12 protein-coding genes, 1 pseudogene and 1 other annotated feature are annotated in these 16,576 nt (G+C 42.7%); of the genes and pseudogenes, 7 read left to right on the plus strand and 6 right to left on the minus strand.

All coding sequences use genetic code 11. The features are described from left to right. Positions 1 to 1,630 (minus strand): annotated as a pseudogene (trpD, locus tag I3B46_RS21790) (bifunctional anthranilate synthase glutamate amidotransferase component TrpG/anthranilate phosphoribosyltransferase TrpD). Continuing rightward, a complete protein-coding gene (locus I3B46_RS10510) occupies positions 1,630 to 3,204 on the minus strand; it encodes an anthranilate synthase component 1 (protein WP_036940367.1) in 1,575 nt (524 codons plus the stop codon). The pseudogene trpD and the gene I3B46_RS10510 overlap by 1 nt, the downstream one beginning before the upstream one ends. 27 nt (positions 3,205 to 3,231) lie before the next feature. Then, positions 3,232 to 3,332, minus strand: a sequence feature (Trp leader region). Between the two features lie 168 nt (positions 3,333 to 3,500). On the opposite strand from I3B46_RS10510, the gene rnm reads away from it, so the two are divergent. The 4 genes from rnm to I3B46_RS10530 all read left to right on the plus strand — a co-directional run bounded on the left by rnm (position 3,501) and on the right by I3B46_RS10530 (position 7,396). Continuing rightward, a complete protein-coding gene (gene rnm / locus I3B46_RS10515; protein WP_014656053.1) occupies positions 3,501 to 4,373 on the plus strand; it encodes an RNase RNM in 873 nt (290 codons plus the stop codon). 269 nt (positions 4,374 to 4,642) lie between these two features. Beyond that, positions 4,643 to 5,263, plus strand: a complete 621-nt coding sequence (locus I3B46_RS10520; protein WP_004920184.1) for an L-threonylcarbamoyladenylate synthase — start codon at positions 4,643 to 4,645, stop codon at positions 5,261 to 5,263. A 140-nt stretch (positions 5,264 to 5,403) separates the two neighbouring features. Then, positions 5,404 to 6,321, plus strand: coding sequence for a 23S rRNA pseudouridine(2605) synthase RluB (gene rluB / locus I3B46_RS10525; protein ID WP_014656052.1), 918 nt, complete (start codon positions 5,404 to 5,406; stop codon positions 6,319 to 6,321). A gap of 385 nt (positions 6,322 to 6,706) precedes the next feature. Further along, complete coding sequence (locus tag I3B46_RS10530) at positions 6,707 to 7,396, plus strand: hypothetical protein (RefSeq protein WP_131728126.1); 690 nt, start codon at positions 6,707 to 6,709, stop codon at positions 7,394 to 7,396. A gap of 46 nt (positions 7,397 to 7,442) precedes the next feature. On the opposite strand, the gene cobO is transcribed toward I3B46_RS10530, so the two are convergent. Continuing rightward, positions 7,443 to 8,033 (minus strand): cob(I)yrinic acid a,c-diamide adenosyltransferase, encoded by a 591-nt coding sequence (gene cobO / locus I3B46_RS10535; protein ID WP_004920176.1) that lies wholly within the window; start codon positions 8,031 to 8,033, stop codon positions 7,443 to 7,445. 5 nt (positions 8,034 to 8,038) lie between these two features. Next, positions 8,039 to 8,803, minus strand: a complete 765-nt coding sequence (locus I3B46_RS10540; RefSeq protein WP_004920174.1) for a YciK family oxidoreductase — start codon at positions 8,801 to 8,803, stop codon at positions 8,039 to 8,041. 178 nt (positions 8,804 to 8,981) lie between these two features. On the opposite strand from I3B46_RS10540, the gene sohB reads away from it, so the two are divergent. Beyond that, positions 8,982 to 10,028, plus strand: a complete 1,047-nt coding sequence (gene sohB, locus I3B46_RS10545) for a protease SohB (RefSeq protein WP_014656049.1) — start codon at positions 8,982 to 8,984, stop codon at positions 10,026 to 10,028. Between the two features lie 92 nt (positions 10,029 to 10,120). Here the strand turns inward: sohB and I3B46_RS10550 are convergent, their stop codons facing one another. Beyond that, on the minus strand, positions 10,121 to 10,369 hold the full coding sequence (locus I3B46_RS10550) for a DUF2498 family protein (protein ID WP_004920169.1): 249 nt from the start codon (positions 10,367 to 10,369) through the stop codon (positions 10,121 to 10,123). 290 nt (positions 10,370 to 10,659) lie between these two features. On the opposite strand from I3B46_RS10550, the gene topA reads away from it, so the two are divergent. Together topA and sodC are read left to right on the plus strand one after the other, a co-directional pair. Further along, the gene (gene topA, locus I3B46_RS10555; RefSeq protein WP_036940356.1) at positions 10,660 to 13,254 is read left to right on the plus strand and encodes a type I DNA topoisomerase; all 2,595 of its coding nucleotides are present in this window, start codon (positions 10,660 to 10,662) and stop codon (positions 13,252 to 13,254) included. A 355-nt stretch (positions 13,255 to 13,609) separates the two neighbouring features. Further along, entirely contained in the window at positions 13,610 to 14,134 is a 525-nt protein-coding gene (gene sodC, locus I3B46_RS10560) for a superoxide dismutase family protein (RefSeq protein ID WP_104873508.1), read from the plus strand. A gap of 247 nt (positions 14,135 to 14,381) precedes the next feature. Here the strand turns inward: sodC and I3B46_RS10565 are convergent, their stop codons facing one another. Further along, positions 14,382 to 16,415, minus strand: coding sequence for a M13 family metallopeptidase (locus tag I3B46_RS10565; protein WP_104873507.1), 2,034 nt, complete (start codon positions 16,413 to 16,415; stop codon positions 14,382 to 14,384). Positions 16,416 to 16,576 lie beyond the last annotated feature (161 nt).

The following is a 16,576-nucleotide window of genomic DNA, read 5'->3' on the forward strand; positions in this document are numbered from 1 at the left end:
TTATTGGTTCCTTGAAGCGAGCGCAGTGACGCGATCAAATGCAGCACCACTACGAATAATATTTAGAGCGTGTTCACTATTGGCTTTTAGGTCTTCATAACCATTGATCCGCATTAGCATGGCGACATTGGCTGCAACGGCAGCTTCATGTGCAGGCTTTCCGTGACCCTGTAACAAATTACTTAGCAAAATTCGATTTTCATCTGGCGTTCCGCCTTCTAAATCAGATAGCTGATAAGCTTGCAACCCAAAATCGTCGGCATTGAGCTGATAGAAAGACAGAGCGCCTTGGTTCAATTCTGCAACTTGCGTGGTTGCATGAAGAGAAACTTCATCCATTCCACCACTGTGTACCACAGCTGCACGAGTAAAACCAAGCATTTGTAACGTTTTTGCTACAGGTTCAATTAATGACGCTTGATACACACCGATTAATGCAATAGGCGGTCGTGCAGGGTTAATTAATGGGCCTAACACATTGAATAACGTGCGTGTCTTTAATTGAGAGCGTACAGGAGCCGCATGACGGAAACCGCTGTGGTATTGAGGTGCGAATAAAAAGCAAACGCCTAATTCATCCAATGCGTCACGCGCACTTTGTGCACTTAAATCTAATGAAATACCAAAAGCAGCGAGTAGATCAGATGAGCCGGAACGACTAGAAACGCTACGGTTACCGTGTTTTGCGACTTTGATCCCCGCTTGAGCGGCAACAAAAGCACTCGCCGTTGAGATATTGATGCTATTGGCACCATCACCGCCAGTACCGACGATATCACTAAATGGGTAGTCAGGGCGTGGAAAAGGTTGCGCGTTTTCTAAGCACGCTAAAGCGGCTCCTGCGATCTCTTCGGGTTGTTCACCTCGCATTTTCATACTGACGAGCACTCCAGCCAATTGGGCTTCCGTTAATTCACCGCGAATAATGCCATTAAAGAGCTGTTGGCTTTCTTGTTGTGTTAATGCTTGTGCACGGAATAGTTTATCGAAAATAGTTTGCATAATAGAGTCTCTTCCCTGGTTAAAATGATGGTGTTGTTGTGCCAATCGATGCTGAAAGCGCCCATGCAACGGTTTGTTCCAGTAAAATAGCCCCTTGAGTTGTTAGGATAGATTCGGGGTGGAACTGAAAACCGCAAACACGATCACTGTCATTGCGAACAGCCATAACCATGCCGTTAGATTGTGCACAAATTGTCAGTTTTTCAGGGATTTGGCTGCCGACCAAAGAGTGATAACGCGCAACGGGAATTGGGTTATCGAGACCATCAAACATCGCTTGTTGGTCATGGGTGGCCATGGATGATTTACCATGCAAAATTTCTCCAGCAGAGGAAACATGCCCGCCATAGGCTTCAATAATCGCTTGATGCCCTAAGCAAATACCTATCACTGGTAATTTACCGATCACTTGTTGAAGGACCGCTGGCATGCAGCCCGCGTCACTTGGCTTCCCAGGTCCCGGTGATAACACCAGCAAAGGGGAATCCATGTTATTGAGGACAGATAGAATACGTTCTGCGCTGACGGTATTGCGATAAATGACCACTTGATGGCCCCCTGAGCGCAATTGGTCAACGAGGTTGTAAGTAAAGGAGTCAACATTGTCGAGTAATAGTATGTTAGCCATTAAAATAACTCCTCTGCTTGGTGTGCTTGGGCAATTGCGCGGATCACTGCGCGAGCTTTGTTACGTGTTTCATCGGCTTCGCCTTGCGGGGAGGAGTCTAAAACGACACCTCCGCCCGCTTGTACCGTAGCAATACCATTTTCCACATAGGCTGAGCGGATCACGATGCAAGTATCAAAATCCCCTTTACCAGTAAAATAGCCTACAGCGCCACCGTAAGAGCCTCTGCGCTCCTGCTCATATTCAGCAATTAATTGCATAGCGCGAACTTTGGGCGCTCCGGTCAGCGTGCCCATATTCATACACGCTTGGTATGCATGAAAGATATCGAGATCTCTGCGTAGTGTGCCAACCACCTGTGATACTAGATGCATAACAAATGAATAGCGGTCGACTTTTGTGAGGTTTGCAACATAGCGACTACCAGGCTCACAAATACGCGCTAAGTCATTACGGGCTAAGTCGACTAACATGAGGTGTTCAGCTAACTCTTTTTGGTCAGTACGCATGGAAAGTTCGATGCGGCTATCAAGATCTAAGTCAATCGCTCCCGAGGCATCACGACCACGAGGGCGAGTTCCTGCGATAGGGTAGATCTCAACTTTGCGGTCACTTGCACTGTATTTCAATGCGCTTTCAGGTGATGCGCCAAACAGTGAAAAGTCCTGATCTTGCATAAAAAACATGTAAGGACTCGGGTTTTGTGCCTTTAACTTTTGATAAGCAATTAATGGGTAAGGACAAGGCATTGAAAATTTCCGTGATGGCACGACTTGGAAAATATCACCACGATAAATGGCTTGTTTCATTGCATTGACTACCGCACCGTATTGCTGATCATTTTTGTTGGTTTCAACGTGAAATTGTTCCGTTTTCCCTAATGGAAGAGGCGATAAGAACGGACGGCATGCCGCTATCAGCTCGTTGTGACGTTGTGTGACCGTTTCTACATGGCTATCCACAGTCGAAAAAATAGCGCTCTTTAGGCGTGCCGCTTGATTTTGATGGTCGATCACTAAATAGTGTTCTGCGACAAAAAAACAGTAATCAGGGCAATTATTTATCGTTTTCACTTCAGGAAGTGATTCAAAACTGGCAATTAAATCATAGGCAAATAACCCACCGACAAATAGGTTTTCAGATTTTTGTGAAGTCGCTTGAGCCAATGTTGGCAATAAACGCAATACATCTAAGCATGATGCGCTTTTTAAGCGGCTGTCTTCGTCAAGATCACCATTCGGTTGGCTAAATGTCATCGTCAAATGTTGTGCTGACAGTTCATAATGTTGAGCTTTATCAGCTAGTTGTGTTGCGATGACTGGGAGTAATTGAGCACCATTTTCAGTCAATGCTTCAACGTCTACCCGTTGACCAAATGCACGAATGCGTAGCGCACTTTCGACAATCAATAGGCTTTGTAAATTGGCTTTGCTGTTGATCTCTGCGGACTCCAGTAACATAGTTGCTGGAATGTCGTGGCACAGGTGATGAAACAGCAATGTTGGATCTTGCTGATAGTTAATTGGACTATCCAGAAAACTAAAATGTGCTAATGTTGTGTTTTGGTTATTCATTTTATTGCCTTTTAACAGTTTTTAGACATAAAAAAACCCGCGGGTGAAGGCGGGTTAGGCACTTAGGCATATTTAATCTATGCGTGTGCGGCATCCGCCCAATTTGGGAAGTTGCGCCACCAACGATTTGATAGATTAAGAATATTCATACAGTGCCTCTCTGGATAATCACATTAATACGGGTCAGTAACTTGTCTCGTGTACTAGTAAACTGGATCGCGTGAGTTGTGTCAAGCGGTTTGTTATTTATATTTAGGAAAAATATCCAGAAACGGGAAAAAGGAGTGAAATAGGCTATGTCACAATTTTCGAGCCCATTAATGACCCGATATGATTTACATTGCCATACTCAGGCTTCTGACGGTGATTTGTCGCCCATTGAGGTTGTTGAGCGAGCAATTGAGATGGGGGTTAACGTACTTTCTATTACTGACCATGATACCTGTGAAGGTGTTATTGAGGCTCGTGAATACCTTTCACACGCACAACGCCCTTTAACCTTGATTAATGGCGTTGAAATTTCCACCTTATGGGAAAATATTGAAATTCATATTGTGGGATTAAATTTTTCACCTACAGCATCCGCAATGGTTGAGCTATTAGAGCGGCAATCGGTATTACGGGTCGAGCGCGGAAAGGAGATTGGCCGTCGCCTACAAAAAGCAGGTATAGCGGATGCATGGGAAAATGCGTTAGAAATAGCCCAAGGTGGACAAGTCACCAGAGCGCATTTTGCTCAGTATTTGGTAAAAACGGGGAAAGAGAAAACTATCAGTAACGTTTTTAAGCGTTATCTATCAAAGGGGAAAACGGGCTATGTTCCGGCAAAATGGTGCACCATTGATGAGGCCGTTAAGGTGATCCAGCAAGCTGGGGGCGTGGCTGTACTCGCGCATCCCTCGAAATATCAACTTTCGAATAAATGGCTGAAACGCTTGATAGCTTATTTTAAACAGTGTCAGGGGGATGCAATGGAAGTGTCTCATTGTCAGCAACCTGCCAATGAAAAGCAGTATCTAGATGAACTTGCACAATCCGCGAATTTAAAAACGTCAATGGGCTCCGATTTCCATCGTCCATGTTCGTGGATTGAACTTGGGCGTAACCTGTGGCTGCCTGATGATCAACGGGCGGTTTGGACATTATGGGACGAAGTAAAAACGACATAATGCGTTGATGTATAATAAATGCGGTGTAAAATATAACAGTGATACTTCAATTTGGGTTGAGTGTGCAGTGGGAGTGATATACCGAGCACGATGCTAGCCACATAGTTATCCTCTCGATATTCTCATTTCCAGTGAAACAACCTGAGTGATTTGGAAAGTCATTAAAGTAGTGCGTCTTTTTAGAGATGTGTTTTCTTATTGTAAATAGATAGTGCCATTTTAAGGTTTTTACCGGATGATGCTGTCAATACTAAAGATCAGAGGTCTGTATGAGTCAGTTTTTTTATATCCATCCGGATAATCCCCAAGCTCGGTTAATTAACCAGAGTGTTGAAATTTTAAACAAGGGCGGCGTTATCGTTTACCCAACCGATTCTGGGTATGCAATAGGCTGCCGGTTGGAAGAGAAAGAGGCATTGCAGCGTATTTGTCGCATACGTCAACTTGATGCCAACCATAACTTTACTTTGATGTGCAGAGATCTCTCTGAGCTATCAAATTATGCACATGTTGATAATACGGCATTCCGGTTAATTAAAAATAATACGCCCGGCAACTACACGTTTATTCTGCGCGGAACTAAAGAAGTGCCTCGCCGCTTAATGAATGAAAAACGTAAAACCATTGGGTTAAGGGTTCCGTCTAATCCTATCGCTCGAGACCTCCTTGAAGCTGTTGGTGAGCCATTAATGTCAACCAGCCTCATTATGCCGGGGGATGACTTTACGCAGTCAGATCCTGAAGAGATCCGTGATTTACTCGGTAAACAGGTCGATTTAGTTATCCACGGTGGTTACATTGGTCAAAAACCCACAACAGTAATTGATTTCACGGATGATAGCCCAGTTGTCGTTCGTGTCGGTACAGGTGACCCATCTCCTTTCGAATAAGCGATAATCATCGCGGGTCGATTAATAATAGGGCATCCTCATAAACCTGTGTATAATACGCAGGTTTTCCAATTCGTTATTTTTCGTCACTGTGTACGAAAAACTATTTGACGCCTGTGAAGGCGACATTTGAGGGTTATATGAGCGCTAAACCGCAAAAAACTGAGAAGCTACAAAAAATTCTTGCCCGCTCTGGGCATGGTTCCCGTCGTGAAATTGAAACTTTTCTAAAAGAAGGGCGCATTAGTGTCGATGGTAAAATCGCGACGCTAGGTGATCGTATTGAAGTAAAACCGGCGACTAAAATTAGATTAGATGGTCGGATATTAGCGATAAAAGAACCTGAAAAAGAGATCTGTCGTGTCATGGCTTATTACAAGCCAGAAGGTGAACTGTGTACTCGCCATGATCCAGAAGGTCGCCCGACAGTATTTACGCGTTTACCAAAACTTGTGGGAGCTCGCTGGATTGCGGTTGGTCGCCTCGATGTGAACACAAGTGGGTTATTACTGTTTACTACCGATGGTGAACTGGCTAACCGTTTAATGCATCCAAGTCGCGAAGTTGAGCGTGAATATGCTGTTCGTGTATTTGGGGAAATCACTGATGCAAAAATACGTCAATTAACTCAAGGCGTTCAGCTTGAAGATGGCCCGGCCGCATTTAAAACGGTTTCTTTCCGTGGCGGTGAAGGGATGAACCAATGGTATAACGTGACCTTAACAGAAGGGCGTAACCGTGAAGTACGCCGTTTGTGGGAAGCCGTTGGGGTCCAAGTCAGCCGCTTGATCCGGGTGCGATACGGTGATATTGACCTGCCTAAAGGTCTGCCGCGTGGTGGCTGGACTGAGTTAGGCCTACAACAAACCAATTACCTAAGAGAGTTGGTTGGGCTTGAAGCTGAAACAGAAACTAAGGTGGCTGTTGAACGAGACCAACGACGCATCAAAGCAAACCAGATCCGTCGTGCGGTTAAACGCCATTCACAAGTAGCAGCAAGGCCTGCGTCTAAACGTCAATCATCTCGACCAACAGCAAAGCGTCGTACACGCATTTAATGACTTTGGCTTGTGTTGATTTATCGAAAAGGTTATAGAGTTATCTATAACCTTTTTTATTAGTTTTGGTTATGTATTTGTCACAAAATGATACAAACTCATTTGAGAATATTCTGTGTTTAAGTTACCGTTATGATGTAAAGGAATAAACAAAGGTAAATTATACTACATGTTTAGTTTTCGATTAATAAAGGCGTTGATGATACTTTGCTTAAGCGTAATGATTAGTGGATGTGATAATAATCAAAGCATAATATCAGAAAGCGGGCGTTTTTATTTTACGAATGATACATCAGATAGTTTCATTTTTTTTATGGATTACCATCCGATTGTTGTTCCTAATCAAAGTGTGGGAAGCCTTTTATTGAAGCCTGGTGTCCACGTTATGATAACGACGACGGGTGAACCTGTTCAGTTTATTGTTTACCCAGGCAATAAAGGTGGCATTCTCAACCCAACTCAGCAATTTTATTACGCGTACAATTATGTGTATGGGACAGAAGGGATCCCATCACTTCACCATCTGAACAAACAATCGCTGGTGGTGGGTCACTATCAACTCAGTGGTAGAATAAATAGCAGTAACGATTATATCATTGATAATAATGTGTTTAACTGTGATATTCCAGTTGGTGAACAAGCACCAGAAGCGCTATCAAGCTCGGCTGCCGTTAGCCAAGTAAAAACGAAGTGTTTAACACATAAGGAGCTGACTGACCTAATCCACCGTGGCGATGCCTTTATATCACAATTAATGGTGAAAAAAGTGCCTCATGGTGAAAAGCAATCGGTCACAGTGCATTTCGATTACCCACTCACGACACCTAATTTTACCGATGAAGTTCTGCAAATGTATGCACAAGAAGTGGTTGGGTTGGTTAATAGTTTTCGTCGCTCTTTAGACCCACAACGAAAACAGTTCTATTATAACGAATACCACAATAAAATTTCACACATGGCAGTGATTTATAGCCAAATGAGAAATGATGGCACGGCATTACTTGAAAAATGCAAATATGCAGAGTTTATGCAGCAAACCCGAGCGATCTTCGGTGCCGGCATTCTGATGATGTAATTAAATTGCCGATACACAGTTGCTATGTATCGGCAGATGAATACGATTACCAGTCAATCCCTTTTTGTGCTTTTATTCCAGCATCAAAAGCATGTTTCACAGGGCGCATTTCAGTAACGGTGTCAGCTAAAGTAAGCAGTTCGCGGTGACAGCCTCGCCCAGTAATAATCACTGATTGGTGTTCAGGGCGATCAGTTAATGCGTCTATAACCTCTTCCAATGGCAGATAGTCATAGCTAATCATATAGGTGATCTCATCAAGTACCACTAAATCGATGGATGGATCAGCCAGTAACCGCCGCGCATATTGCCATGTATCAAGGCAAGCGAGAGTATCAGCTTCTTTGTCCTGAGTCTCCCAGGTAAAACCGGTAGACATGACATAAAAAGGAACGCCGTGAGGCTCTAATAATTCTCGCTCACCATTATCCCAACTGCCTTTAATAAATTGCACGACAGCGGCTTTTTGTCCATGGCCGACAGCACGGCATACTGTACCGAACGCTGCTGTCGTTTTACCTTTGCCGTTTCCTGTAAAAACTAGCAAGATACCTCGTTCGATTTGCGCAGATTCAATTCGAGCATCAACCTTTTCTTTCAAACGTTGTTGACGCTCTTCATGCCGGCTTTGAGACATAAAAATTACTCCGTTGTTTTAACATTTTGAGCGGGTTGAGCGTCAAAACTAATGCCTGTTTTACGCAAGCTATCATTACTCATAAGATATAAGTAAATTGGCATAATGTCGGCTGGTGCTTTGATAGTCATTGGATCTTCATCTGGTGCTGCACTGGCACGCATACTGGTGCGAGTACGCCCTGGATTGATACAGTTAACACGCAAGCCACTGTTTTTATACTCTTCGGCAAGGATCTGCATTAAGCCTTCAGTGGCAAATTTAGAAACTGAGTAGGCTCCCCAGTCTGCACGGCCTTTTTTACCGACGCTGGAACTGGTGAAAACGAGCGATGCTGTTGGTGCTTTCAGTAATAAAGGCAACAGCACTTGAGTTAACATAAACGACGCATTGACATTAACTTGCATAACGTCATGCCATAAATCGACAGGTTGTTCGATAATTGGGGCAACAACCCCTAAAAGACCTGCATTATGCAATACGCCATCTAGATAAGGGTGTTTTTTAGCAATATCGTTGGCTAACTCAACATATTGTTCATGAGGTGCTGTCAACAAGTCAACGACATAGATATCTGCGGCCTTACCGGTTAATGTTTCGATTTCTTGGCTAACGGCGTCAAGTTTATGCTGTGTCCTACCGACTAAAATCAAAGAGGCGCCGAAGCGAGCATAGGTTAATGCGGCTTCACGGCCAATTCCATCACCGGCCCCAGTAACCAAAAGGGTTTTGCCACTTAAAAGGTCATGTTTAGGTTGATAGTGGAGCATGGTATTTTTCCTATCCTATTTGTTAACAGTTACGATATCATCTCATTGATTGATGCTATTGGCTAATGTAGCGTAGAAATTTAAGTAAGATTACGATAGAAACGACGTTATTTTACTGGTTGTTTAATAGCAATCATGAGACTATTTTTATCAAGATAAATATGAGAAGGATGATTTTGTGGAGTATTTCTCTCTGTATGGACTGTTTTTGGCAAAAGTCGTCACAATAGTCGTTGCAATTATTGCTTTGGCTGTTTTTGTTTTTGGTGTCGGAATGCGTCGCCAAGGTGGGCGAGGTGAATTGAAAATTACCGACTTAGGGGAACGTTATCGCGAACGCCAGCGCCAAATGCAGCAAGTAAAAATGAATGATTCTGAGCATAAAGCTTGGGTAAAAGCCTTTAAAAAGCAACAGAAAGCAAAGGCGAAAAGTGAAAAAGCAGGGGCAAAAGCAGGCCAATCAACGGTCAAAAAACCGTGTTTATATGTCTTAGATTTTAAAGGCAGTATGGATGCTCGTGAAGTCGGCTCTTTAAGAGAAGAAATCAGCGCTATTCTAGCCGTGGCGGAACAAGACGATGAAGTTTTGCTGCGTCTTGAAAGCCCTGGGGGCATGGTACATGGATACGGCTTAGCGGCATCACAGCTTTCCCGTTTAAAAGAAAAAAATATTCCGTTGACTATCGCGGTTGATAAAGTGGCCGCAAGTGGCGGTTATATGATGGCGTGTATTGCGTCGAAGATTGTTGCGGCTCCATTTGCCATCATTGGTTCTATTGGGGTAGTTGCACAAGTGCCAAATATTCACCGTTTATTAAAAAAACATGATGTAGATGTTGAATTGCATACGGCGGGTGAATACAAACGCACATTAACTATGCTTGGTGAAAATACCGAACAAGGACGTAAGAAATTCATCGAAGATCTGAATGAAACTCACGAGTTATTTAAACAGTTTGTGCATCATAATCGTCCATCATTAGATATTGACGCGGTGGCTACTGGAGAATATTGGTATGGTACTCAAGCACTTGATAAAGGCTTAATTGACCAAATTGGCGTGAGTGACGATATTATTATTTCAGCAATAGAGACTAAAGAAATCATCAGTATTCGCTATACACAAGGTAAAAAGATGTTAGAACGTTTTACGGGTAGCATGTCTGAAAATGTTGATAAATTGTTATTGCGTTGGTGGCAGCGCGGGCAAAAACCTTTTATGTAATTAAATTAAGATTCGGTTTTCTCGCAAAAAATAGATTTCGTAACTATCATTAATTACCGGCGCTTAGCCGGTAATTTTTTGGCTACGTCTCTTTACTTAAGACGGTATTGCTCAGAAAGAATATGAGACAAATGTTTATACATGTTGAATGCCGCCGTGCTTTTCGCTGTTGGAATACCATTGGCATCTAAAAAGCATTCACCTTTGAACACTAAGGTATCACGATGCTGCTCTACCGTATCAACGAACATGCCATGAATGAAGTCTTCGTGTTTCCTTATGATCTCATTAGCTTTTTCGAGAAGTTCATTTTGTGTTATAGATTGGATATTGTTGTCCATAAGTTAGCCCCCTTAAAAAAATAATTGGTTGCGTCTGGCGTTTTATCAGGTAGAGTGTGTGCTTTTCGTTGGCAATAATTAGCCATTATATGGCTAAAATCAGTCAGCTAGAATACTTTATGTTCTTTTTAGCATAGCGTGATTAGCTTGGTAGTTTTTGCGTAAACGCAAACTATTTGAAGAAATTATATTGATATATTGCAATTGTGCCGCAATATAAAAAAGAGATTTTCATTTTGTGCATTTTCATGTAGAAATGCGCCATTGTAGAAATTTAGGTAAAGGTAAATATGGGTAAAGCTCTTGTTATCGTGGAGTCCCCGGCAAAAGCCAAAACGATCAATAAGTATCTTGGCAGTGGCTACGTTGTAAAAAGCAGCGTTGGCCACATTCGCGATCTGCCGAAAAGCGGGTCCGGCTCACAAAAGAGTACAGGCTCATCTACCGACAAAACTAAAAAGGTTAAAAAAGATCCTCAAGCCGCGCTTGTGAAGCGTATGGGGGTCGATCCTTACCATGGTTGGAAAGCAAACTATCAGATCTTACCGGGTAAGGAAAAGGTGGTTTCTGAATTACAAGCTTTAGCGGCAGATGCAGACCATGTCTATCTTGCGACGGACCTTGACCGCGAAGGGGAAGCTATTGCATGGCACTTACGCGAAGTGATTGGTGGTGAAGACTCTCGCTTTAGCCGTGTTGTGTTTAACGAAATTACTAAAAATGCGATCACTCAGGCGTTTGATAGCCCTGGCGAACTCAATATCGATAGAGTTAATGCTCAACAAGCTCGCCGTTTCATGGATCGCGTAGTAGGTTATATGGTATCGCCGCTGTTATGGAAAAAAGTGGCGAGAGGGTTATCTGCAGGTCGCGTACAATCCGTTGCGGTACGTTTGATTGTCGAACGTGAACGTGAAATTAAAGCGTTTGTGCCGGAAGAATATTGGGAACTTCATGCGGATTTGGCGGATAAAAGTACGGCTGCATTACGTATGCAGGTTACGCATCAATTAGGCAAAGCGTTCAAGCCAGTCACTAAGGCGCAAACTGACGCTGCGGTGAGTTTGCTAGAAAAAGCACGCTTCCAAGTGATTGACCGTGAAGACCGACCCACATCCAGCAAGCCGAGTGCGCCTTTTATCACATCAACGCTGCAACAAGCCGCTAGCACCCGTCTTGGGTTTGGTGTGAAGAAGACCATGATGATGGCTCAGCGCCTTTATGAAGCGGGTTATATTACCTATATGCGTACTGACTCAACTAACTTGAGCCAAGATGCATTAAATATGGTACGTGGCTATATTAGCGATAATTTTGGCGAAAAATATCTGCCTAAAGACGCCAATATTTACACTAGCAAAGATAATTCGCAAGAAGCGCACGAAGCTATCCGTCCTTCCAGTGTTGATGTTCTACCCGATGCACTGAAAGATATGGAATCAGATGCGAAAAAGCTCTATCAGTTAATTTGGAATCAATTTGTGGCATGTCAAATGACGCCTGCAAAATATGATTCAACAACATTAACGGTGAAAGCAGGGGATTTTGAGCTAAAAGCGAAAGGCCGTACATTGCGTTTCGATGGTTGGACGCGAGTGATGCCTGCACTGCGCAAAAATGATGAAGACAAAACATTGCCACCAATCCAAGTAGGCTCTGAATTGTCGCTGGTTGAATTGTTGCCAAGTCAGCACTTTACGAAACCACCAGCACGTTTTAGCGAAGCCTCCTTAGTTAAGGAGCTTGAGAAGCGCGGTATTGGTCGTCCATCAACCTATGCGGCAATTATCTCTACGATCCAAGATAGAGGTTACGTTAAGGTTGAGAACCGTCGTTTTTATGCGGAGAAAATGGGTGAAATCGTGACAGATAGGTTGGAAGAAAACTTCAATGACCTAATGAACTATGATTTTACTGCACGCATGGAAGATCAGCTTGACCATATTGCTAATCACGAAGCAGAGTGGAAAGCGGTGCTTGATGAATTTTTCTCTGATTTTAGCAAACAGCTAGATATTGCAGAGAGAGATCCTGAAGAAGGTGGAATGCGCACGAACCCTATGGTGATCACTTCAATTACTTGTCCTGATTGTGAACGTCATATGGGGATCCGTACAGCTTCAACAGGGGTGTTCCTCGGTTGTGAAGGCTATGCGTTACCACCAAAAGAGCGTTGCAAAAAAACCATCAATTTGATCCCTGAACATGAAGTATTGAATATTCTTGAGGGGGATGATGCGGAAACCAACGCGCTGCGTGCTAAGCGTCGCTGTCCAAAATGCGGTACAGCAATGGATAGCTACCTGATTGATAATCAACGCAAACTGCATGTGTGTGGTAACAACCCAGCTTGTGAAGGTTATGAGATTGAAGAGGGTGAGTTCCGCATTAAGGGTTATGACGGCCCAGTAATTGAGTGTGATAAATGCGGTTCAGAAATGCACCTAAAAACAGGGCGCTTTGGGCCTTATATGGGGTGCACAAATGAAGAGTGTAAAAACACCCGTAAGATCTTAAAAAATGGTGAGATTGCTCCACCAAAAGAGGATCCGGTACCATTACCTGAATTACCTTGCGAAAAATCAGATGCGTATTTTGTGTTGCGCGATGGTGCGGCTGGCGTATTCCTAGCGGCAAACACCTTCCCGAAATCACGAGAAACGCGAGCGCCATTGGTTGAGGAGTTGCAACGCTTTAGAGATAGACTACCTGAAAAGCTGGTTTATTTAGCTGACGCGCCTGCAAAAGATCCTGATGGTAATCCAACCGTTGTGCGTTTTAGCCGTAAGACGAAACAGCAATATGTTTCTTCAGAGAAAAATGGCAAAGCCACAGGTTGGAGTGCATTTTTTGTAGACGGCAAATGGGAAGTGAAAGAGAAATAATCATTCACTGACGTTAGCGATTAAAAGGCGATAGGTTAATTTCTATCGCCTTTTTCATTTCTGTTGTTCATCATTTTCTGTGAGCCTACGAGGTTTTTATCATTAACCACAGACAGACTCTCCCTCCATCTTATTTTTATGATGATTTGATCTCCTTTCAGGAGCCGTCTTAAAAATGCACTTATTTGGCTTAAGTGTTGATTTATGTGGCTAACCGCAAAGCAATATGATGACGGTTTGCTATGCTGATAAATAGCAATTATCAATAAATAATAATTTATTGATGTGTATTTGCTTTTAAGCAATAAACATCACAAGCAGCGATTAGGTTAGAAAGCTCACAACTGGAGGTAGAATGAAATTCAAAATGTGTTTACTGGCCGGCTTATTAACGGCTTTTGCAGCAAATGCAGCAGAAACAACAGTAGTACTGAAAGAAGCTACACCACAAGGTGAAGGCAAGGCGATTGGTGAAGTTGTTATTTCTGAAACCGATTATGGATTATTGTTTACCCCAAAATTAGCAGGTTTAGAAGCGGGTATCCATGGTTTCCATCTCCATGAAAACCCAAGCTGTGAGCCTGCTGAAAAAGATGGCAAATCAGTACCAGCATTAAAAGCAGGTGGACATATGGATCCGGCAAAAACAGGTGTCCATAAAGGGCCTTATGACAATACAGGCCACTTAGGGGATCTTCCGGGCTTAGTGGTTGATGCCAAAGGTAATGCCGATTATGCCGTATTAGCACCGCGCTTAAAAACACTAAAAGAGATTGAAAACCGTGCACTGATGGTACACGCGGGTGGGGATAATTACTCCGACCATCCTGAAGCGTTAGGTGGTGGTGGTGCACGCATGGCTTGTGGTGTGATCAAATAGTTAATACTGTATATTTAAACAGTGATTGATGAAACCGTACTACTTTGAGACTTAATCTAAAAGCTCTGAAATACTCAGAGCTTTTAACTATTTGAAAACTAATAAAATAGGTGATTAAAGAAAATTTATTTGTTTTTAACAGGGGATGGTTAATACGATTGAACGTTACCTGTAGATATAACCGATATGAGAATTGAAGGTTGCGGCTTTCAAATGAAAGCCGCAGATATCAAGGGGGAAAGCGCATTTACCAAATACGAATGCGTTGTTCAGGTTCAAGGTATAATTTGCTGTCTTTATCGACACCGAAAGTTTGATACCATTCATCCATATTACGAACAACACCATTGGCACGGAACTGGTTAGGGCTATGTGGGTCGGTCAAAATTTTATTACGCTCGGACTCTTTGTTGGATAACTCTTGCCAAGTTCTTGCCCAAGAAATAAAGAATCGTTGCAGACCGGTTGTCCCATCAATAATTGGCGCTTCACCATTTGGATAATTCTCTTTAACGAATTGCTTATAAGCGCTCAGAGCAATGTTCAGCCCGCCTAAATCACCGATGTTTTCACCCAATGTGAGTTGACCATTAACCTTTTGGCCATCAACGGAGAAGCTATTATATTGTTCAACCAGTTTATCGGTTTTTTGTTTAAAGTGCTGTTTAGAGTCATCACTCCACCAGTTACGCAACTGACCAGTACCATCATACAAGCTGCCTTGGTCATCAAACCCATGGCCCATTTCATGGCCAATTACAGCGCCAATTGCGCCATAGTTATAGGCAGGGTCAACATTAGGATCAAAGAAAGGTGTCTGTAGTATTGCGGCTGGGAACACTATCTCATTTTGCACTGGGTTAAAGTATGCATTAATGGTTTGAGGCGTCATCCCCCATTCCCATTTACGGACAGGTTGTCCTATCTTACTCATATTGTCGTTATAGACCCAGTTTAAGACCTGTTTGTAGTTATCCAGTAGCGTATCGGGTTTTAGATTGATACTACTGAAATCATTCCATTTGTCAGGGTAACCCACTTTAACGGTAAATTGCTCAAGTTTTTTAAGCGCTTCTTGGCGTGTTGCATCATCCATCCAATCATTATCTTTTAAGCGAGAATTAAACGTTCCTCTGACATAGCTGACAAGATCGGTAATTTTCGCTTTTGATTCAGGGTTGAAATATTTCTCAACATAGATTTGCCCCATAGGCTCGCCCTGTAAGCGATTGACGGTTTCCAGAGCACGCTCTTTGCGTGTCCGCTGTTTTTCTACGCCGTTAAGTTTACGCGAATAAAAATCAAAGCGGGCGTCAGAAAAATCGCGATTCAAATAGGGGGCTTGATCACTTAAATAGTGAAAACGTAGGTAGTCTTGAAGTGTCGATACAGGGGTATTGGCATAAATTTTGGCTAATTGCTCTACTGCGGTATCCGTTTCAACTATCACCTTATTCAATTGTTTGTCTGAAAGTTGCCACTGTTGAATAAAGTTATCCCATGCAAAGCCTTGAGTGAACTTTTTCATATCGTTCAGTGTCATTGGGTGATAATTTTTGATTGTGTCACGGCGCGCTTCTGGGCTCCAATGAGCCTGTGCCATTGATTTTTCCAGTGCGAAAATTTGTTGGGCTTTTTTCTCAACATCATTTTCGCCCGCCAGTTTTAAGATAGTGGCAATATAGGCGATATAATTTTTGCGGATCTCCTCCATCTGCGGGGTATCGTCGAGGTAATAATTACGGTTCGGTAATCCTAAACCGCCTTGCCCAAGGTATAAAACATAAGTATCCGGCTGCTTAGCATCCAAGTCTACCCAATAAGAAATAAATGGCGTATAGGCCGGAAGTACCATTAATTTACTAATATCATTATGATTTTTTGCATTAGTAATTGCATCAAGGTCATCTTTGAGAGGGCTTATTCCTATTTTTTCTATCGCGTCTTCATTAAGATAACTTACATATAAATTACGAATATTGCGTTGATTATGATTGAGTTCCTTCTCTGGTGAGCTTTGCAACTGATCGATAATGCTTTGTAGTTGTTTCTCTGTCGTGAGGTATAACTCAACAAATGAGTTAATGCGCGGCATGCCTGTTGGGATCTTCGCTTTGCTTATCCAGTCCTGATTGACGTAGCGATAAAAATCATCCCCTGAAGCGATATTATCAGATAAAACAATCTTTTGGTCGCCATAAGAAACTTCTTTGGCATAAAGGCTAGGCGCTATAGCGATGGTTGACATACTGATAAGGAGCGCCAAAATTTTTTTCTGCATGTAATACCCTCTCTTCGTTGAGAATTATTGTTTCCATTACTTAAGATTAAAGCCGATTCATTTATCTTGCAAAACTGCCTATCAGCTATTCAAGCATAGATTGGGAAAATTTAAATGTAACTTTGCATTTTCTTACTAGTTAACAATGAAGATAATTTCAA

The sequence above is a fragment of the Providencia sp. 2.29 genome (assembly GCF_015832305.1).
In the GTDB taxonomy this organism is placed as follows: Bacteria; Pseudomonadota; Gammaproteobacteria; order Enterobacterales; family Enterobacteriaceae; genus Providencia; species Providencia stuartii.